Below are 20166 nucleotides of genomic sequence, written 5' to 3'. Positions count from 1 at the left end.
ATACGGCCGCTCAAGACCGACCGTCGACGCCGTCGTCTCGTTCGTGTCCCGTGCCCGATGCATCCGCCGTCTCCGCCTCCCGAGCAGCCGCATCCTCCGAGCGACGGTCGCGCCAGCGCCGTGGCCTCGGCACCGTCTGCCACAGCGCGTCGACGGGGCCGGCGAGCGCCGGAGGCGTTCCGCTGCGCCATGCGCCGGACGAGACGTACTTGACCATCACGTTGAGCACAGCGGCGAACGGCACGGCGAACAGCGCCCCGGGGATGCCCGCGAGCAAGGATCCCGCCGCCACCACCAGCACGACGGCGAGCGGATGCACCTTCACCGCCGATCCCATGATGAGCGGCTGCAGAACGTGGCCCTCCAGCTGCTGCACGGCCAGCACGCCGAGGAGCATGATGACGGCGGCGACCCAGCCGTTGTAGACGAGCGCCACGACCACGGCGAGCGCACCCGTGATGACGGCGCCGACGATCGGGATGAACGAACCGAGGAACACCAGCACCGCGATCGGGATGACGAGCGGGAGACCGAGGAAGAACGCGACGAGCCCGATTCCCAGGGCGTCGATCGAGGCCACGAGCACCTGCACCCGCGCGAAGCTCGTCAGCGTCAGCCATCCCGCGTGACCGGCACCGTCGACGGCGGCACGCGCGCGGCGCGGGAAGATGCGCACGATCCATGACCAGATGCCCCTGCCGTCGATGAGGATGAACAGCGTGCTGAACATGGTGAGCACCAGGCCGGTGAGCACGTGGCCCAGCGTGGAGCCGATCGACAGGGCACCGGAGACGAGCACCTGGCTGTCCTGCTGCAGGGCGTTCAGGGCCTGCTCCAGATAACCCGTGATCTGCTGGTCGGTGAGATCCAGCGGCGGTCCCTGGAGCCAGTCCTTGAACGCCTCGAACGCGTCGACAGTGCGGGCCTGGAGAGCGTGCGCCTCCCCGCGGATCTGCCAGACGACGAGCACCATCAGACCGCCCACGAGCACGAGCACGATCACCAGCGCCAGCACGATCCCGAGCCACCGCGGCCATCGATGCCGCGTCAGCAGGTCGACGAACGGCACGAGGAGCGCCGCCAGCAGCACGGCGACGAGCACCGGTATCACGATCAGGCGCAACTGCACGATCAAGAAGACCAGCACGGCGATGACCGCGCCGATCAGCAGGAGACGCCACGACCAGGCGCCGGCGATGCGCACTCCGCGAGGAATGGACTCCTCGACGCTGTCGTCGGCGGGCGGAACCGGCTTCGGAGGGGTCGGCATCGTCTCATTCTATTTGTCGCCCACGACAGTGCCGCACGGACCCCCTGCGTGTCGGTGGCCGACGCTAGCCTCGTGCCGATGGCCACCACCGAACACTCGCTCTCCCCCGCGCTCGCGCGCCGCACTGCGCTCGCCGCGCAGGGGTTCGGACGCCCGCGGCCGCCGCGAGTGGGAACGCGGCAGTTGAATGCCGTCGTCGATCGGCTCGGGCTCCTGCAGATCGACTCGGTGAACGTGTTCGAGCGCAGCCACTACCTTCCCGCGTTCGCCCGGCTCGGGGGCTACGACAAGTCGCTTCTCGATGCCGTCACCCTGCGTTCGCGTGCGCCGCACATCGAGTACATCGCCCACGAGGCGGCGTTCGTGCGCCGCGATGACCGGCCGCTGTTCCAGTGGCGGATGGATGCCTTCCGCACCAAATACGCGGACGCCGCGTGGGAGCTGCGCCACAGCCGCACCGCACGCTGGCTGCTCGACGAGCTGGCAGCGCTCGGCCCCACGCCGGCGAGCGCGATCGAGCACGAGGAGAACACGCGCACCGGACCGTGGTGGGGCTGGTCCGAGGTCAAGCACACGCTGGAGCTGCTGTTCCGCTTCGGCGATGTCGCGATCGCGGGTCGGGAGCGCTTCGAGCGCCGGTATGCGCTCCCTGAGCAGGTTCTTCCCGGCTCCGTCCTCGCCTCTCATATCGAGACGACGGATGCCGTGCGCGAGCTCGTGCGCCGCTCCATCCGTGCCCTCGGAGTCGGCACGCTGCGTGACATCGCGGACTATTACCGGCTGAAGCAGGCGCCGACTCTCACCGCGCTCCGCGAGCTCGAGGACGCCGGCGAGGTGCAGCCCGTGCGGGTGACGGGCTGGGAGAGCAACGGCAGACCGCTGCCCGTGTGGCGGGAGACGAATGCGCGGATGCCGCGGGCGCTGCGGGCATCCGCCCTCCTGTCGCCGTTCGACCCCGTGGTCTGGGAGCGCGCCAGGGCGTTGCGCCTGTTCGGGCTCGACTATCGCATCGAGATCTACACCCCCGCGCCGAAGCGGGTCTACGGGTACTACGTGCTGCCGGTGCTGCAGGACGATCGCATCGTGGCCAGAGTCGACCTGAAGAGCGATCGCAAGAACGGTGTGCTCATCGTGCAGGCTGCCTGGGCGGAGCCCTCCGCCGACGGCGACAGCGCGCACCGCCTTGCGGCGTTGCTGCGCGAGACGGCCGAATGGCAGGGTCTGTCTGCGATCGACGTCCGCCCGCGCGGCACGCTCGCGCGCGACCTGGCGAGCGCCGTGAGCTCAGCCACCTGAGCCCACGGCGCTCACGGATTCAGCGCTCGTCGGACCTCTTACCGCGCGTCCAGTTCGGGGTCGAGCGGCGGCTGCGACTGCTCGAGCTCGATGACCTTCGGGTCGTTCTCGTCGGCACCGTAGTCGGACGGGCGCGTCGCATCCGACGTGTCCCGCACCTTCAGCAGCCGGAGCACGACGGTGACCACCGCGGCGACGATGGCGTTGATCACGAACGCCGAGACGCCGATGTACACGGGGACCGAGGTGAACGGGAACGCCGCGATGGAACCGCCGAAGTGGGCGTGCGTCGCCGGGTTGATCACGTTGTACGCCGCGATCGTGCCGTACAGGATGCCGGCGGCCCAGCCCGCGAACAGCGCCCACTTGTTGAACCAGCGCGTGTAGAGGCCTGCGACGATCGCGGGGAAGGTCTGCAGAATCCAGATGCCGCCGAGCAGTTGCAGGTTGATCGCAGAGGACTGGTCCATGCCCAGCACGAACACCAGAGCCCCCACCTTGACGATGAGGGAGACCAGCTTCGACACGTTCGCCTCGTGCTTCGGGGTGGCGTTCTTCTTGAAGAGGTCCTTGTAGATGTTGCGCGTGAACAGGTTGGAGGCTGCGATCGACATGATCGCCGCCGGCACCAGAGCGCCGATCGCGATCGCCGCCAGCGCGATGCCGCTGAACCACGACGGGAACGAGTCGAGGAACAGTTGCGGGACGACCAGCTGCGCGTTGATGGCGCCATTGGTGTCGATGGGCTGCGTGCCCGCCTTGATCGCCACGTAGCCCAGCAGAGCGAGGAAGCCCAGCATCAGCGAGTACAGCGGCAGCACCATGGCGTTGCGGCGGATCGTGTTGCGACTCTTCGTCGACAGCACACCCGTGATCGAGTGCGGATACATGAACAGTGCCATCGCGCTGCCGAGTGCCAGCGTCCAGTACGCGTTGAAGCTGCCCGCGCCGGGAATCGTCGCCCCGAAGGGCGATCCGGTGGCCGGGTTGGTGGCGCTCAGCTTCTTGCCGGCCGCGCTGAAGATGTTCTCCCATCCCCCGAAGTGAGCGGGGAGGTAGGCGATCGCGACGATGATCGCGATGTAGATCAGGATGTCCTTCACGATCGCGATCAAGGCGGGCGCCCGCAGGCCGCCGGTGTACGTGTATGCCGCGAGCACGACGAAGGCGATGATCAGCGGCAGGTCGGCCATGAACGGGTTGGTGTTGGAGCCCAGACCGAGCACCGTGAGCACGGCCTTGATGCCGACCAGCTGGAGCGCGATGTACGGCATCGTGGCGATGATTCCGGTGAGTGCCACCGCCACCGAGAGCCACCTGCTGCCGTAACGGCCGCCGACGAAGTCGGCCGGCGTCACGTAGCCGTGCCGGTGCGAGACGGACCAGAGACGGCTCATCAGCAGGAACACGATCGGGTACAGCACGATCGTGTAGGGAACGGCGAAGAAGCCGCTGACGGCACCGGATGCCCACATCGCGGCGGGGACCGCCACGAACGTGTACGCCGTGTACAGGTCGCCGCCGAGCAGGAACCAGGTGACCCAGGTTCCGAAGCCGCGGCCGCCGAGGCCCCATTCGTCGAGGCTGTTCAGGCCGCGGGCGCTCGGATCGGTACGCCACCTCGACGCCAGGAAGCCGATGACGGCCACGATGACGAAGAGCACGATCACGACGATGAGCGAGACCCAGTTGACCGGGCGGTTGCCGTTCGCGTCGACGTTGGACGCCGCGGCCAGCTGGCCGGACCCGGCGAGAGAGAGGAGCACGTTGGTCATCGTTCGCCTCCGTCCGTCTTGTCGTTGGAGTCGCCGGATGCCGTCGTGCCTGGCGTGCGCAGGACCTCGCGGCGACGGCGATCTTCCTTGCGCATGATCAGGTAGGCGAGGGCGAGGAGGCCCGAGGCGATGAACACCCAGAGCAGCTGGTACCAGTAGAAGAACGGGATCCCCCAGAGCGAGGGTTCGGCGAAGGCGTAGAGGGGCACGATGAGCGGCATGATGATCGCGATGGCGATCAGGATGCCGGCGACCACGTACGGACCGGGCTTCGCCGGGCCTCGCGTGGGGGTATCACGAGCGGACAACGTTGTCTCCTTCATTCACACGCTCCGATCCCCCGCGGATGGGGGTCAGGGCAGAGACAACTTTCCACCCGCCGGTGAGGCGAGGTCAAGCAGTATTTCGGCCGCGTGGACTGCGACGCACCTGCCGCACCAGAAGCTGTTCGCGCGTCAGAAGCTGTTCGCGCGTCAGAAGCTGCTGCCGATCTTCTTCAGCCTCGCGATCCGCTCATCGATCGGCGGATGCGTCGAGAACAGCCGGCTCATCATGCTCGGCTTGAGCGGGTTGGCGATCCAGAGGTGCGCCATCGACGAGTTCTGGCGGCGCATGGGCCGGCCGTACTGCTCCAGCTTCGCCAGGGCGCTGGCGAGCTCGTCGGGATTGCGCGTGGTCATCGCACTCGTGGCATCCGCCAGGTATTCGCGCTGCCGCGAGACGGCCATCTGCACGAGGGCGGCCATCAGCGGGGCGAGCACCAGTGCCACGATGCCGACGATGAGGAGAATCGGGTTGCCTCCCCCGCCGTTGTTGTTGTTATTGCGGTTGTTCCCGCCGGCGAGCGCGCCGAACATGCTCATGCGCAGCAGGATGTCGGCGATCAGGCCGACGGCGACGGTGAGCCCGAACACGATCATCGAGACGCGGATGTCGTAGTTGCGCACGTGGCCGAGCTCGTGAGCCATCACGCCTTCGAGCTCCGCGTCGTCCATGATGTCGAGCAGCCCGGTCGTGGCCGCCACCACCGCGTGCTGCGGATCCCTGCCGGTGGCGAACGCGTTGGGCGCCGGATCGTTGATGATGTAGACCTTCGGCATCGGGGTGCCGGTGGCGATCGAGAGGTTCTCGACCGTGTTCCACAGCCGCGGATTGTCGGCCTTCTGGATCTCCACAGCTCCGGATGCCATGACAGCTTGACCGGAGGCCGCGAAGTACTGGATCAGCGCGTAGCCGATGGCCACGATCATGACGACGATCAAGATCGCCCAGCTGTTGAACAGGAAGCTCGCCAGCCATCCGATCAGGCCGATGATGACCAGGAAGAACAGAATGATGAAGACGGTGTTCCGCTTGTTCGCGGCGATCGCCCTATACATCGACGGGACGCGCGGCGGCTAGAACTGCACGCGGGGCGGCTCGGCGATGGCGCTCGCGTCGGCGACCTCGAAGAAGTCTCGCTGCGTGAAGCCGAGGCGCTTCGCGAAGATGTTGTTCGGGAAGACCTTGATCTTCGTGTTGAACTCCCGCACTCCGCCGTTGTAGAAGCGGCGCGCCGCCTGGATCTTGTCTTCGGTGTCGACCAGGTCGGACTGCAGTCGCAGGAAGTTCTGGCTCGCCTGCAGCTGCGGGTACGCCTCCGCCACGGCGAAGATGCTCTTCAGCGCGGACTGGATGTGGTTCTCCGCCACGGACGCCTCGGCGGGGCCGCTGGCGGACAGCGTCTCGGCGCGTGCCTTCGTGACCTCTTCGAAGACGCCCTTCTCGTGCGCGGCGTAACCCTTCACCGTCTCGATGAGGTTGGGGATGAGGTCGGCACGGCGCTTGAGCTGCACGGTGATGTCGCTCCACGCCTCGTCCACCCGCACGTTGAGCGTGACCAGCGAGTTGTAGGTCGCCCAGAAGTAGATTCCGATGATCGCCAGGATCACGACGATGATGACGACGGGGATCAGCCATTCCATGGCGGGCAACTCCTCGGGTAACCGATGGGACGCGTCGAAACCGCTTGTTCCGAAGCGCGATACCCGGCCATCCTACCGGCCGGTCTTCTCACTCTCGGGCTGTTCCCACGACTCTCGAAGCAACGGCACGGGCGATGCCGAGGAGGCGTCGCGCACGGGCGTCCGCGCGCCCTGCGCACTCGGCTCAGACCGTGACGCCGACGGGGCCCAGCACCGAGCGCAGGTAGCGGTTCTCGAAGACGCCGGCGGGATCCAGCCTCTCGCGCACGGCGAGGAACTCGTCGAACCTCGGGTACGCCGGTCTGAGGTCCTCCGCCCGGCGCGTGTGCATCTTGCCCCAGTGCGGACGGCCGTCATGAGCGCGCATAATCTCCTCGACCGCGGCGAAGTACTCGGTGGGGTTCTCCCTGAAGTAACGATGCACAGCAATGTAGCCGGTCTCGCGGCCGTACGCCGTGGACATCCAGTTGTCGTCCGCCGCGGCGGAGCGGACTTCGACCGGGAACGAGATGCGCCAGTCGCGGCGGCGGATGAGTTGCTCGACCTCGCGCAACGCGGACGGCACCGTCTCGCGCGGCAGTGCGTACTCCATCTCGCGGAATCTCACGGCGCGATCGCTCACGAAGACCTTCGCCGAGTGATCGGTGAACTCGCCGTGGCCCATCAGGCGTGCGGCGAGGCGGTTCACCGGGGGCACGAGCGGTGGCAGCGCCGTGCCGAGCGCGCAGATGGCGCGGTAGACGCCGTTGGAGACCAGTTCGTCGTCGACCCAGGCGCCGAAGGGCGCGCGCGGTCGGCGCGCGGCGTCAAAGGGAAGCCGGGTGTTCGTCTTCGTCACGGCGACGTCGGTGTGCGGGAACCAGTAGAACTCGAAGTGGTCGTCGCTTAGCGAACGTTCGCCGTAGGCATCCAGCACATCCTCGAGCGGCTCGGCGCGTTCGACGGCGTGCAACAGGAATTCGGGCACGCACTGCAGCGTGATCTCCACCAGAACGCCGAGGGCTCCGAGACCGAGGCGAACCGCGGGCAGGAGCTCGGCGTTCTCTCTCTCGTCCACCCGAAGCACGGAGCCGTCGCCCGTGACGAGCGCGGCACCGACGATCTGGGTGGCGAGGCCACCGAAGCGCCCACCGGTGCCGTGCGTGCCGGTGGCGGTGGCGCCGGCGATGGTCTGCCGGTCGATGTCGCCCATGTTCTCCATCGCGAGGCCGTAGGGCTTCAGCAGTTCCGGCAGCCGGTAGAGGTTCGTACCCGCGCCTAGTGTGACGCGACCGGATGCCGCATCCACGGCGATCACGCCGCTCAGCTCGTGCAGATCGAGCTGCACGCCGGGCGCGACGGCGATGCCGGAGAAGCTGTGGCCGGCGCCCACCGGCTTGACATGCAGCCCGCGGGACGCGGCGGAGGCGACGGCGCGCTGCACGGCGCCGACGTCTTTGGGGCGCTCGACGTGCGCGGGTCTGATCTTCTCGCTGCGGCCCCAGTTGCGCCACACCGCACCCGTGGCGGTCACAGGAACGCCTTTCCTTCTCCCCGGTACGTCGGAACGCTGCCGACCACCTCGCCACCGGCGACGAGCGAGAACCCGTTCACGTGCTCGCTGAGCTCGCCGGATTTGGTGTGCCGAAACCAGACCCGGTCCCCGATGCGCAGACCCGTCGCGTTCGGGCCGGTGAGCGGGGTCTGCACCTCCCCCGCCATCTCGCGCGGTGCCATGGTCAGGCCCGTCGGCCAGACGACGCGCGGCAGCCGGTCGGCGGCGGGGGGCCCGGATGCCACCCAGCCGCCACCGAGCACCGTCGCGCTGCTCTCGTGCGTCTTGCGCACGACGTCGAGGGCGAACGCCGCCGCGGGTGCCGGCGTGAACGAGCGATAGTTGTCGAACAGATGACCGCCGAGCAGGCCGCTGCCGGCACCGATCTCGGTCACCGTCGGATCGGCCGCCGTGTACTCGAGCGAGCCCGTGCCACCTCCGTTGACGAACTCGAGGTCGGCGATCCGGCGCACCGCGGCGACCACCGCAGCGCGCCGCTCCAGCAGCTCCGCCTTGGAATTGCGCTGCATCCAGCGCACCGTGGCGGCGTAGGCGGGTCGGCCGCGCGGGGCATCCCCCTGTCCGGCGATCTGGGCCTCGTACGCCATGATCCCCACGAGGTCGAAGCCCGCCCGTGCCGCGATCCATTCGGCGAGCGCGCTCGCCTGTTCCGGCGTGTGCACGGGTGAGCGGAAGACGCCGATGCGGCCGATCGGTGAGATCCACGACGCGTCCAGCTCGAGGGCGATGCGGATGCTCTCGCGCTTCTCGGGAGCGATCGTCGCGTCGATGAAGTCCAGGTGCTCGATCGAGTCGACCATGACGGTCACCCGCGCCGCGAGCTCGGGTGTGGTCGCCAGGCGCCGCAGCGCGACGCGATCCGTGCTCGGGTAGCCGACGACGACATCCTCCACCGGGGCGTGGTCGGCGTCGCCTTCGGCGAGCCAGAGCGCCTCCGCCAGCGTGTATGCGAGAACGCCGCGGAACCCGGGGAGTTGCAGCGCTGCATCCACCACGGCGCGCACCCGTACGGACTTCGACGCGATCCGGATCGGCGTGCCCGCCGCCCTGCTCAGCATGTCGTGGGCGTTGGCGCGCAGCGCGTCCAGCTCGAGGACCGCGACCGGCGCGTCCAGCTGCGCGGTCGTCGCGCTCAACGACGGCCAGTACAGGGCCGGATTGCCCCATCGGCGGCGGGAGGCCGTCGGCGGCAGGCTCAGGTCGATCGGGTTCTGCATCAGCGCACCGCTTTCACTCGAGAGACGGCCAGGGCGCCCGCGAACGCGAACACGGCGGCCGTGAAGAAGAGGCCGGCGAAGCCGGCGACGAACACCAGGAACGCGCCGAGCAGGGGCGCCGCCGCCTGCGGCACCGCCGTGGCGATGTTCATGATGCCGAGGTCCTTGCCCCGGGTCTCGGGGTCGGGGAGCACCTGGGTGGCCAGCGCCTGGTCGACCGCCAGAAAGCATCCGTAGCCCAGTCCGAGCAGCCCGGCGGCCACCATGGCCACGCTGAACAGCGGGACGATGGCGAGGATGATCGCGGCGAGCGCCTGCAGACTCGAGGCCAGGAAGACGAAGGCCTTGCGGCGGCCAAGGGCGTCGGAGAGCCTGCCGAACACGAGTGCGGCGAGAATCACGAACACCATGTAGATGAGCACGAGAACGATGAGGTCGTCTTGGGCGTGCTTGTCGCCCAGACCGAATTCCAGAAAGTACAGGAGCAGGCTCGTGCCGAACGCGTTGCCGAAATTGACGAGCACGCGGCTGAGCAGGGTCCAGCCGAAGTCCGGATAGCGCTTGGGGCTGATCCAGAGCGAGTCGATCATGACGCGCAACGACCAGGGCGCGCGCTGCTCGGGCCTCAGCACGGCGTCGGGGATGAAGAGGAACGGGATGACGAAGATCACCAGCAGCACCGCCATGGCCGTGTAGCCGATGAACGTGCCGAGAGCGAGCAGCGTGACGAGCATGATGCCGGCGATCGTGCCGACCGCCTGCGGTGCGGAGAGCCAGCCGGAGACGTATCCGCGCTGGTCGACCGGAATCTGGTCGCTGATCGTGGCCGTGAGCGCGGCGGTCAGCACGCAGAAGCCGATCAGGGCGAGGCACCAGAACACGCCGATGCCCACCATGGTGGTTTGGAGCCCGAGAAGCAGGAGGGAGAGGGCGAAGATCGCGGCGCCCGCCGCGATCCACGGGCGGCGCCGGCCGAAGCGGCTCGTCGTGCGGTCGGAGAGGGCACCCGTGACGGGGAATGCGACGATCGCGCAGAGCGCCGAGATGCCGGAGATGATGCCGAACGCGATCACGTTCTGCACCCAGTCGTCGGTCTTCAGCCGGTCTTGGATCTGTGCGGGGAGCAACAGCTGCACCGGGGTGAGCTGCGCCATCCAGACGCCGAACCAGGCGAGCGCGAACGCGGCGATCCAGCCCCCGCCGACGCGGCGCACCGGCTCGGCGAAGACCGCGACCGTCGTCGACGCGCCGGAGGCTGTCACGCCGTCGGCGCTCATGCGCGTGCCTCGTCCCGCTCACGCGTGCTGTGTGCGCGCTCACCAGGCGCACTGGTGCGGCTCGCGCTCGGGTCGGGCAGGCTGAGCCGGGCGACGGCATCCGCGGTGAACTCGACGAGCCGGTGCGCAGCGGCGTCATCGCGCGTCGCCAGCCAGGTGGAGGTCAGCCCGTCGGTGAGGCCGACCAGCAGCTCGGCCACGTTTTCGACAGGCTCGCTCCATCGGGCGCCGACCAGGTCGGCCGCCGCACGCAGCGCCGACTGCGCGAGTGTGAAGTAGCTCTCGTACTGCGTTCGCGCGAGACCCTCGGCACCTGGCGTGCGCTGGGCGTACTGCGCGAGCTCGAACATGGCGCGCTCGCGTTCGGGATCCGCCTGCACCCCGGCGAGATAGTGCTCGAGGCCCACGCGCAGCGCCTCACGCATGTCGGACGGGGCGGATGCCGGTGTCATCGCCGGCAGCACGGACCGCTCCTCCCCCGCGACCACGTGGGCGATGACCTCACCCATGAGCTCATCCCTGGAGACGAACGCGTAGTGGAAGGATGCCTGCGGCATGCCGGCCTCGCCGGCGATCGCGCGCGTCGTGGCCGCCGCGACGCCGTCACGAGCGATCACCCGCAACGCGGCTTCCACCAAGGCGACGCGGCGTTCGGCAACGGACATGCGCGTCATGGCACGGTTCCCTCGGGAGTATCGACGACGTGCTGCATGCGCGCTCCTGCTCTTCATCGGGCGGAAACTGTCGGGAGTGACCGCGCGCCCGGCGTGCCGAAGCGAAGTGGGTCAGTTGACCAAGTATGCATCACCTCCTGTGAAAATGCATCTGGCGGGTGCGGCGCTGCGAGGAACCGCCGCCTCGATCAAGCCCGTACTCAGCGCGCCACCTTCCGCAAGCGCGGCAGCACGGCGGCGAACACCAGCGCGACGGCGGCCTGGAGCACCGCGCAGCAGACGAAACCTGCCGGGCCGTGCAGGGCGAACGCCCCGTAGAGCGCGCCGAACGCGGCGACTCCGAGCGCAATCGCCACCTGCTGCGCCGTGGCGAAGAGGCCGCTGGCGAGTCCCGCGAGGTGTCTGGGCATCGCGCCCATCACCGTGCCGATGAGCGGCCCGTACATGAACGCCTGGGCGACGCCCATCAGGATCAGGGCTGGCTGAAGCATCCATTGCCACGGATGCGGCCACAGCGCGAAGACGAGCAGGGCGATCAGACCCAGCAGCACGGCCTGGGCGATGGCACCTGCCAGCATGGTGCGCACGGGACCGAACCGCCCCGCGATCCGCGGAACGACCAGGCTTGCCGCGATGAAGCCGATCGCGAACGGCGCGAGCGACAAGGCGACGCTGAACGCGGACATGCCGAGCCCCTCTTCGAACGAGACCGAGAAGTAGTACACGAACGCGCCGTACCCGGCGAAGAAGAGCACGGCGAGCGTGAGGCCGAGCACGAGCTCGGGCTCACGGAGCGCTGCCGGAGGCATGAGAACGCGGGCCGGGTCGCCGCGCCGTTGCAGCACCGCGAAGGCGGCGAGCAGCAGTACGGCCGCCGCGATCGCCGCATACGACCACCACGGCCAGCCCGACTGCGGCCCGAGAGCGAGCGGCAGGAGCACGGCGGCGATCCCCGCGCCGAAGAGGAGGGCGCCCGGCACGTCGGTGCCGACAGGATGCTCCGACCGGGTCTTCGGGACCGCCCCGCAGAGTCCCGCCACCACCGCGCACAGCAGTGCGACGAGCACGAAGACCTGGCGCCACCCGGTGCCACCCCAGTCGACGCTGACCAGGGCACCGCCCAGGATCTGCCCCAGCGTCGTGCCGCCGCCGATCACAGCCGCGTACGCCGCGAGCCAGCGCGCGCGAGCCGCGCCGGTGGAGTGGTGTTGGATGGTCGCGAGCACCTGGGGAAAGAGGAGCCCCACCATGATCCCTTGCAGGATTCTCGCCACGAGCAGCACGAGGACAGCGGGCGCCAGTGCGACCGCGATCGACGACAGCGCGAACGCGGCCAGACCGATGATGAAGATGCGACGGCGCCCGTATCGGTCGCCGAGCCGGCCACCGAAGACGAGTGCCACGGCGAAGCCGAGCGAGAAGAGCGCGACGAACAGGCTCCCGACCGCGGTGCCGATGCGGAGGTCCTTCTCGATCGCCGGCAGCACGATGGCCGAGGCGCCGAAGACGAAGTTGCCGAGCAGCCCGCCTGCGAGGAGGACAGCGCCGCCGAGTATCCCGAGTCCTTCTGCACGTTCGCGTCGATCCACGGGAATGGTGATCTGCTCAGTCGTCATGTCATCAGTGAACGAGCCTTCTATCCAGGTATCCAGTGCGTGGTTATCCTGGTACTCATGGTGATCGGAACCGGCGATGCGACGAGCGAGGCGATCCGGCGTGAGCTCGGCGCATTCCTGCGCAGCCGCCGCGAGCGGCTCACGCCGGCGCGAGCGGGTCTTCCGGCGGGCGGGCGCCGGCGTACGCCCGGCCTCCGCCGGGAAGAGGTGGCCGCCCTGGCCGGGGTGGGCGTCACCTGGTACACCTGGCTAGAACAGGGCAGGGAGATCACGCCGTCCGAACAGGTGCTCAACGCGATCGGCCGCGCGCTCATGCTCGACGTCGACGAGCGCGACCACCTGTGGCGACTGGCGAAGGGGCGCCCGGTGCCCGTCAGCGACGATCCGTCGTACGCCGTCGTGGCCCAGGAGCACCTCGACCTCCTCACGCTGCTGGCGGGCACGCCGGCGTGCATCCAGTCCGCCAAGTTCGACATCCTCGCCAGCAACTCCAGTTACCGGTTCCTCATCAACGATCTCGACGCCGGGCCGGCCGAAAACCGCAACTGCATGGTGCGGGCGTTCCTCGACCCCGAGTGGCGGGCTGCATACGACGACTACGACGGAGTCACCTCACGCATGGTGGGTCGGCTGCGCGCTGCCATGACCGAGCACCTCGACGACCCGTCCTGGATCTCGCTGCTCACCAGGCTGCAGACCCAGTCGCCGTTGTTCGCATCATTGTGGGAGCGCCACGAGCTCAGCCGGGTCGGTGCGCACGACCAGCTCTTCCACCTTCCGCGGGTCGGCGACACCTCGGTGCACTTCACTCGCATGTGGCTCGACAACGCCTCCGGTGTTCTGCTCACAGTGCTGCAACCGACATCGCAGAAGGATGCCGCCCGCTTGCGCGAGCTCGCCGCTCTCGTCGCAAACGAGCCCGCCGTCACGGTGCACCCCAAGGCGATGTGCGGTGCGGATGCCCGGTGACACCCGGCGCCGGCACCGGACTGTCAACCCCTCCACGCTGTCGTGACTTGCTCGTAGACCACCATGGAGAACCGATTACTCGCGGCCGCGGGTCGCAGGAAGGCAGTCATGGCTGATCACGTTCTGGAGAGACTGCTCGACTCCCCGGGCGAGTGGACATTCGTCTACACCGACGGGCGGGGCGCGGAGCCGGCGCCCGCCGAGCGCACGCGGCAACGATCGCTCGGAGATACCCTGCGCGACGCTGGTGCGCCCGAAAGCGATCGGGATGCCGTCGACGGAGCCCTCTCGCAGGGAGCCGGCGTTCCCAGTCCGTCCGTTCGGTATCTCCTCGTGCGCAACGGTGCGGTCGAGCTCGACGAGACATTCCCGGGATCCCGGCTCGGCCCCCAGATCATCGGGCACGGGCCGGTGCCGCCCGTTCTCCCCCTTCTTCGCGAGCGAGCGACGGACTCCCGCTACCTCGTCGTCGAGACGGCACGTGAGGGCGCACGGATCTCGGTGGAGCACGCTCATCGGCGCGTCGGCGACGAGAGTCACGAGATCGAGGGCCGCACGGACAGCCTGCCGAAGGTTCAGGCGGGCGGTTGGTCGCACAAGCGATATCAGATGCACACCGAAGACGTCTGGAAGCACAACCAGGACGAGGTCGCGGCCGAGGTGGACGAGCTCGTGCGCACGCGCAGGCCGAAGTTCGTGGTCGTGACCGGGGACGTCCGCGCGCGACAGCTTCTGGCCGAGCAACTCGCGCCCGCGACCCGCTCGATCCTCATCGAGGTCGACGAGCACACGAAAGCGGCTGGGTCCAGCGACGCCGCGCTTCAGGATGCCGTCGGCGACGCGCTCGACGAGCTCGCGAACTCGGACATCTCAGAGGTGCGCGACCGGGCGTCCGCCGACGACGGGAGCAGGGGCGCCCGCGGCGTACCGGACGTCGTGCGCGCTCTCCAGGAGTCCCGCGTGGACACGCTGCTCCTCGACGCGCGCGCTGTGAACTCCGACGAGACCCTTCTGGCACTCGATGCCGCACCCTGGATCGCGACGAGCGGCGAGGACTCGCTGGACGCCAACGTGCTCGGGGCGGTGTCCGCGGCCGAGGCCCTCGCCCGGGCCGCCGTGCTCACCGGAGCCCGCGTACTGGTGGCCGAGGACGAGCTCGACGCCGACGAGCCCCGGCCGGATCGGGCAATCGCTCCGCCGATGGCCGCGCTGCGGTGGGGCGGCGAGGAAGGCTGATCGTGGTGCTCGCGGCTCGCTTCCCGAACCGCTCAACACACTCAATCGGCTCGGCACCGGATGCTCGCATCCGGTGCTCTCGCCTCAATCGTGTGGAACTCGAACCCAGACTGAGGCGATTTTAAGTCTGATCGAGCGGGCATCAGCTCGTTTCGGCTCGTGTCCGCTCGTGCCGTTTCGCCGCGCCATCACTGGGATCGACGCGTCGGCTCGTTTCGGCTCGAATCACTTCGTGTCACAGCGTTTGTGACATCTCCGTGACACATGCCCCATCTAGACGGTCTAGATGACCCCCACCCCACCCGATTTCGTCACGGGCCCTCTGTGCTTAACGCTCTCCGTCTCCACACTCACAAGCACCCGCAGAGGATCGGCCCCCTATTGGTGCCAAAACAGCTACAAGAATCGCGATCGTTTCTCGCTAGGTTCGATGCATGCCCAGCAGCCAAGCCGATCGGCAAGAACGTGATGTCCGGCGGCTCGAGAAGTTTCTCCGACGATCCGAGATTGCGTTGGCCGGTTCGATCGCGCAGATGAGGGACGAGGCGTTCCAGCTCGAATTGAAGTGGGAGCGTCACGCCGACGGACATATAGATGGACCGCGCTTGGAGTTCCCTTCCGTTCCCCTCGTAGAGCTCAAGGCCTGCATCGTCGACTCCAGAGTCTTCTTCCTCACCAGTGAGGACTGCTATCTGCCGAGTGTCGTGAGCGCTCTGAGGGCCCAATCCACACGAGAGCATGCCCAGGCGTTGGAGCCCCTCAAGGAGTACGTGAATCAGTTCGTTCGTGACGGTCGACTCCATGGTGCTCTCGTCTACTCCGGTCGCATCGAATCCGACAACGGCGTCGGTCCGGGGAGGCTGCTCGGTTCCGATCAGGTCGCGATGGACTACATCAATGGTGTCGCGCTCCACGAGGACGAGGAACGCCTGGCGCGCCTCGAGAACGTCGAGTCCAGCACGCTGGAGCACACCGTGCTGATGCAGCTGGCGCTGCTCTTGAAGGCGGTAAGGACAGTTCGGACTCAGCTCATCGTCAGCATCGCGGGCGGTCACGTGCTTGCGACGATTCCCAACGCACCCGGCGCGGAGAGCCTCGACGAGGACGTGCTCGACTCGCTCCCGTCTCTCCGAGCAAAGCTCGACGGGGAAGCTAACGAGGCGGAGACGGACTCCTAGTGCCATCGTCCCCTCTCATGGGGGATGCGTTCTAGAGGGAGGGCGCAGCTAGTCTCGGCCCATGCCACGCCGTCGTTCGCTCGCACGCCGCCGCCCCATCGTCGTCTATCGGGTGGATGCCGACTCCGAAGCTCGCAGTGTCACCATCAAGGCGTTCCTGGCGAACGAGATGGGCCGGATCGTCAACACGAAGCGGACCGAGGCGGTTGCCGAAGTGACCGACTTCGACGGGCCATATCCACGAGGACAGTGGATCGAGAGCACCGAGACGGACGAGATTCACGCACTGCCCGACGACATCCGGGACGGCGTCTTCGCCGTCGACGATGCGCTACGGGAAGCATGGCGCTGAGGTAGCCGCCGCAAGTTGCCTCCTCAGCGGACGCCACGCGCTCTGAGCCCCTGCTCCCTCGGACGTATATTCTCGTCGGCATGGTTGCCGGTTCCTTGATCACAGTCACCATCGGCAACGCTGCGGACCCGCTCGCACGAACTCTAAGCATCGTCAGCCTGTGCTTTAGTGCCGCCGCCCTCGGATGGGCCGTCTGGCAATGGGTCCTCAGCGGACCCCGCGTCCGCGCTGAACTAGCGACGAGCATGCTCGTCGGTGGAACGTCGGTCCGCTACCCCGAGCCTCGCTACGGATCACCGGTGCCCCCAAAGCTTCGAGGGCTGAAACCCTGGAAGGCTCCAGTTCTCCCCGCCTACGTTCCGGGTGGCATGTCCTGGGTGATCATCGTCGCGATCAACGCGGGAAGGCTTCCGGTGGATATCGTTCACGTCGGCATTGAGACTGCAACCGGAACCTCATGGACAACATCGAGTGAGGGCCCCGATCTACCTTTTCGCCTTGAACCGCACTCGCGGAAGGAGTGGCGCGTCGCAATAGGGGACGCGGAGAGCTGGACAGCTAGTGCGGCCCCGAAGAAGCGGAACAGCGCTCGGTTTCGCGGCGCGCTGACTCTAGGCAGCGGAAAGGTCGTGCGGACACGGCGGAGTTACGACGTCGAACGCGCCCCCCGAGCAGATCCCGCCATCGAGGTACCGGACTAGCGGACATCGATGCGACGAATCCGCCCTGGGGCATCCAATGGGCGGAACCGGCGGATGGGGCGCTCAGCGGGCGTTACGTGGCCGTGGAGCCGGACGGCTCACCCCTGCGGCCCTCGAGGTTGAACGAGATGTTCGAGCACTACACGAAGGCGACGGGACTCCCCCGCATCCGGCTGCACGATCTTCGTCACAGCGCCATCAGCTACCTGCTCGAACAAGGTGTTCCGGTGCCGACGGTCGCCGCCTTCGCCGGGCACGATCCGGCCATGACGCTGAGGGTCTACAGCCACGCCTCGGATGCCGGTCTGAAGGCTGCAGCCGAGCACTTCAGTGCCCTTCGCCGGGGGCGTTTGTGACAGATTCGGGCGATCTCGTGACGCGGTCCACTGCGACCGCTGAGCACGAGAGGCCCAGAAACTCCCTCTCATCAGGTGTTTAGTGCAGTGCCCCCGCTGGGACTCGAACCCAGACTGAAGCGATTTTAAGTCGCCTGCCTCTGCCGATTGGGCTACGGGGGCGCCGTCGTGCCTGACGCTTCAGGCTAGTGCACGCACTCCGGCCACCACCCGCCGCACATGCGGAACGGCCGCACAGGAGAGATCCTGCGCGGCCGTTCGACAACGATCGGCTCAGCCGGCGACGGGAGCCTTCGCCGGCTCCTTGGCGCCCTTCTTGGCGGCCGGCTTCTCGTCGGCCTTCGGCGCGGATGCTTCCACGGGAGGCTTCGGACGCGAGGCGAACTCCTCGAACGCGGCACGAGGATGCTGAACCGCCGCCATCGACACGTTGTCGCGTCCCAGCCAGAAGTCGAGCCACCAGTCGCCGAGCACGCGCCACTTGCGCTCCCAGCTCGGCATCGCCAGGCCGTGGTAGCCGCGGTGCATGAACCACGCGACCCAACCCTTGACCGCGAGCTTGCGCCACTGGTACACACCGACGCCGAGACCGAGGCCGGCAACCGCGCCGAGCGGCTTGTGGAAGTAGTCCTTCACACCCTCGCCGCGCAGTGTCGCGACGATGTTCTTGGCGAGCAGCTTGGCCTGGCGCACCGCGTGCTGCGCATTGGGCACGCAGTTGCCGCCGACGCCGAATCCGGAGAGATCCGGCACCGCTGCGACGTCGCCGCACGCCCAGGCGTCGGCCACGACGTCATCGCCGTCGGTGGTCACGCGCAGGTCGGCGCGCGTCTTCACGCGACCGCGCTCTTCGATCGGGAGGTCGGTGTGGCGCACGATCTGCGGCGTCGCCATCACACCGGCGGTCCAGATGATGAGGTCGGACTCGAAGCTCTCGCCGGTGCTCATCTGGACCACGCCGTTCACGGCGCTCTGCAGCTGCGTCTCGAGGTGGATCTGGGCACCACGCTGCGCGAGGTTCTTGATCACCCAGTGACTCGTGGGCAGCGAGACCTCGGGCATGATGCGCCCCATCGCCTCGATGAGATGGAAGTGCGTCTCCTCGAACGTGATCTCGGGGTACTGCTTGAGCAGCGCGCTCGCGAACGCGCGGAGCTCGGCGAAGACCTCGATGCCGGCGAAACCGCCGCCGATGACGGTCACCGTCAGCAGTCGCTCGCGCTCGGGGCCCGCGGGCAGAAGCGCCGCCTTCGCGAAGTTCTCGAGCATGCGGTCGCGGATCCCCACGGCCTCTTCGATGGTCTTGAGGCCGATCGCCTCGTCGGCGACGCCCGGAATGGGGAACGTGCGGCTCACCGCGCCGGCCGTGATGACCACCTGGTCGTACTCGAACTCCCAGGGCTCGCCCACCGGCGGCGTGATCGTCGCCTTCTTCTCGGCGTGGTTCACGTACGTGACCTTCGCGCCGATGATCTTCGTGCGCGTGAGGTGGCGGCGGTGCGAGACGACCGCGTGACGCGGCTCGATCTCACCGGCGGACACCTCGGGGAGGAAGGGCTGGTACGTCATATAGGGAAGCGGGTCGACGAGCGTGACCTCGGCCTCCCCCTTGCGCAGCCACTTCTCGAGCTTCCAAGCCGTGTAGAAACCGGCGTATCCGCCGCCGACGATCAGGATTTTGGGCACAGTGCAGCGTCTCCTTGAAACGAAAAGTATTCCTCTAATCTACCGCACCGTGTAGTCAGCACATTCACAGACGGCGGGCGACCACTCCGCGCGCGTCAACGCCAGATCTCCGACGGGGTTGACGCCCTCTCCGGCGGCCAGCGCATGCGCGGCCAGCGCGTGCAGGCATTTCACTCTGACGGGCATGCCGCCCGCAGAGAAGCCGTCGATCTCCTCGACGTGCTCGATGCTGTCCCGATCGGCCAGATACGCGCGATGCGCACGCTCGTAGCCGAGCCGTAACTCTTCGTCATCGGCGAGCATCCGGGCGAACTCCGCCATGGTCCCGGATGCCTCGAGTCGGGAGATCGCGGCCGTCGCCGCCGGATGGCTCAGGTAGTAGAGCGTGGGGAACGGCGTGCCGTCGGGCAGCCGCGGCGCGGTCGCCACCACAGTCGGCGCTCCGCACACGCATCGTGCGGCGATGCCGACGACGCCGCGAGCGGGGCGACCGAGCTGAGCAGAGACGATCTCGATGTCGCGCTCCGACACGGGGTCGAACGGAGGTGTCGTCATGGATTCATTTCGAGAGCTGGTCGGCCGTCGCGCCGGTCGTCCCCGCCGTGAGGAACGAGCTCGCCAGCGCGCCGAGCCAATCGGATTTCGTGGCCTGGATGTCGCGGCTCACCGGCGCCTGGTTCTTCTGCGGCGTCGGGGCGCGGTCATCGATGACAAGGTAACTGGTCTCCCCCGGCATGACGAAAAGCAGCCGACCACGGGCCTGGGCCTTGATGTACTCCGGGTCGCTCCAGTCCGCCGCTTGCTTCTTCAGATCGGCGACCTTCGCGGCGGTGTCGGCGTTGTTCTTCTCCAGCCGGCCGATCTCGTGCTGCTGGTCGACGTAGAGGTGCAGCGTGGGGGCGACCACGAGCACGCCGATGACGACGAGTCCCAGCATCACGAGGCTGAACCAGGAGAAGCGGATGCCCCGCAGCCAGCTCGCGGACACACGACGGGTCGAAGCGGGCATGCTTCCAGTCTGAGACATGCCCGCCTCGATCGCCG

The 20166-nt window shown here is 67.9% G+C and carries 19 protein-coding genes and 1 tRNA gene; 6 read left to right on the top strand and 14 right to left on the bottom strand.

The window, feature by feature from the left end; genetic code table 11:
- Positions 1-10 precede the first annotated feature (10 nt).
- Positions 11-1270 carry an AI-2E family transporter gene (locus H623_RS20730; protein WP_022900559.1) on the bottom strand — a complete coding sequence of 420 codons (1260 nt, stop codon included), beginning with the start codon at positions 1268-1270 and terminating at the stop codon, positions 11-13.
- A 78-nt stretch (positions 1271-1348) separates the two neighbouring features.
- On the opposite strand from H623_RS20730, the gene H623_RS0108720 reads away from it, so the two are divergent.
- Positions 1349-2566 (top strand): winged helix-turn-helix domain-containing protein, encoded by a 1218-nt coding sequence (locus tag H623_RS0108720; protein ID WP_033371716.1) that lies wholly within the window; start codon positions 1349-1351, stop codon positions 2564-2566.
- A 38-nt stretch (positions 2567-2604) separates the two neighbouring features.
- Here H623_RS0108720 and mctP read toward each other — a convergent pair whose 3' ends face one another.
- From mctP to H623_RS18765, 9 genes are all read right to left on the bottom strand, one after another.
- Positions 2605-4341 carry a monocarboxylate uptake permease MctP gene (gene mctP / locus H623_RS18780; protein WP_022900557.1) on the bottom strand — a complete coding sequence of 579 codons (1737 nt, stop codon included), beginning with the start codon at positions 4339-4341 and terminating at the stop codon, positions 2605-2607.
- On the bottom strand, positions 4338-4649 hold the full coding sequence (locus tag H623_RS18775) for a DUF3311 domain-containing protein (protein ID WP_211217988.1): 312 nt from the start codon (positions 4647-4649) through the stop codon (positions 4338-4340). Before H623_RS18775 ends, mctP begins: the two co-directional genes overlap by 4 nt.
- Before the next feature lie 165 nt (positions 4650-4814).
- The gene (locus tag H623_RS0108705) at positions 4815-5720 is read right to left on the bottom strand and encodes a M48 family metalloprotease (RefSeq protein ID WP_022900555.1); all 906 of its coding nucleotides are present in this window, start codon (positions 5718-5720) and stop codon (positions 4815-4817) included.
- 18 nt (positions 5721-5738) lie between these two features.
- The gene (locus tag H623_RS0108700; protein WP_022900554.1) at positions 5739-6305 is read right to left on the bottom strand and encodes a LemA family protein; all 567 of its coding nucleotides are present in this window, start codon (positions 6303-6305) and stop codon (positions 5739-5741) included.
- Between the two features lie 184 nt (positions 6306-6489).
- Positions 6490-7818 carry a D-arabinono-1,4-lactone oxidase gene (locus tag H623_RS0108695; RefSeq protein ID WP_022900553.1) on the bottom strand — a complete coding sequence of 443 codons (1329 nt, stop codon included), beginning with the start codon at positions 7816-7818 and terminating at the stop codon, positions 6490-6492.
- A complete protein-coding gene (locus tag H623_RS0108690) occupies positions 7815-9077 on the bottom strand; it encodes an alanine racemase (protein ID WP_022900552.1) in 1263 nt (420 codons plus the stop codon). Before H623_RS0108690 ends, H623_RS0108695 begins: the two co-directional genes overlap by 4 nt.
- The gene (locus H623_RS0108685) at positions 9077-10354 is read right to left on the bottom strand and encodes an MFS transporter (RefSeq protein WP_022900551.1); all 1278 of its coding nucleotides are present in this window, start codon (positions 10352-10354) and stop codon (positions 9077-9079) included. The genes H623_RS0108690 and H623_RS0108685 overlap by 1 nt, the downstream gene beginning before the upstream one ends.
- Positions 10351-11028 carry a TetR/AcrR family transcriptional regulator gene (locus H623_RS18770; protein WP_022900550.1) on the bottom strand — a complete coding sequence of 226 codons (678 nt, stop codon included), beginning with the start codon at positions 11026-11028 and terminating at the stop codon, positions 10351-10353. The genes H623_RS0108685 and H623_RS18770 overlap by 4 nt, the downstream gene beginning before the upstream one ends.
- Positions 11029-11228: 200 nt before the next feature.
- Positions 11229-12644: an MFS transporter gene (locus H623_RS18765; RefSeq protein WP_022900549.1), complete on the bottom strand. Its 1416-nt coding sequence runs from the start codon at positions 12642-12644 to the stop codon at positions 11229-11231.
- A gap of 57 nt (positions 12645-12701) precedes the next feature.
- Between H623_RS18765 and H623_RS0108670 the strand changes: the two genes are divergently transcribed.
- The 5 genes from H623_RS0108670 to H623_RS21420 all read left to right on the top strand — a co-directional run bounded on the left by H623_RS0108670 (position 12702) and on the right by H623_RS21420 (position 17436).
- Positions 12702-13613, top strand: a complete 912-nt coding sequence (locus H623_RS0108670) for a helix-turn-helix transcriptional regulator (protein WP_033371709.1) — start codon at positions 12702-12704, stop codon at positions 13611-13613.
- A 108-nt stretch (positions 13614-13721) separates the two neighbouring features.
- Positions 13722-14849 carry a baeRF2 domain-containing protein gene (locus H623_RS18760; protein ID WP_022900547.1) on the top strand — a complete coding sequence of 376 codons (1128 nt, stop codon included), beginning with the start codon at positions 13722-13724 and terminating at the stop codon, positions 14847-14849.
- A 434-nt stretch (positions 14850-15283) separates the two neighbouring features.
- Positions 15284-16027 (top strand): hypothetical protein, encoded by a 744-nt coding sequence (locus tag H623_RS0108660; RefSeq protein WP_022900546.1) that lies wholly within the window; start codon positions 15284-15286, stop codon positions 16025-16027.
- A 61-nt stretch (positions 16028-16088) separates the two neighbouring features.
- The gene (locus tag H623_RS0108655; protein ID WP_022900545.1) at positions 16089-16379 is read left to right on the top strand and encodes a hypothetical protein; all 291 of its coding nucleotides are present in this window, start codon (positions 16089-16091) and stop codon (positions 16377-16379) included.
- A gap of 706 nt (positions 16380-17085) precedes the next feature.
- Positions 17086-17436: a tyrosine-type recombinase/integrase gene (locus tag H623_RS21420; protein ID WP_084485823.1), complete on the top strand. Its 351-nt coding sequence runs from the start codon at positions 17086-17088 to the stop codon at positions 17434-17436.
- An 88-nt stretch (positions 17437-17524) separates the two neighbouring features.
- Here the strand turns inward: H623_RS21420 and H623_RS0108645 are convergent.
- The 4 genes from H623_RS0108645 to H623_RS0108630 all read right to left on the bottom strand — a co-directional run bounded on the left by H623_RS0108645 (position 17525) and on the right by H623_RS0108630 (position 20131).
- Positions 17525-17598 (bottom strand) — tRNA-Leu (locus H623_RS0108645).
- 111 nt (positions 17599-17709) lie between these two features.
- Positions 17710-19122 (bottom strand): NAD(P)/FAD-dependent oxidoreductase, encoded by a 1413-nt coding sequence (locus H623_RS0108640; protein WP_022900543.1) that lies wholly within the window; start codon positions 19120-19122, stop codon positions 17710-17712.
- A gap of 39 nt (positions 19123-19161) precedes the next feature.
- Positions 19162-19677 carry a DUF501 domain-containing protein gene (locus tag H623_RS0108635; protein ID WP_022900542.1) on the bottom strand — a complete coding sequence of 172 codons (516 nt, stop codon included), beginning with the start codon at positions 19675-19677 and terminating at the stop codon, positions 19162-19164.
- Positions 19678-19681: 4 nt separating this feature from the next.
- Positions 19682-20131, bottom strand: coding sequence for an FtsB family cell division protein (locus H623_RS0108630; protein WP_026940129.1), 450 nt, complete (start codon positions 20129-20131; stop codon positions 19682-19684).
- Positions 20132-20166: the final 35 nt, after the last annotated feature.

This window comes from Humibacter albus DSM 18994, from assembly GCF_000421825.1.
Lineage (GTDB): Bacteria > Actinomycetota > Actinomycetes > Actinomycetales > Microbacteriaceae > Humibacter > Humibacter albus.
This window is presented reverse-complemented; position numbering and strand designations above follow the sequence as displayed.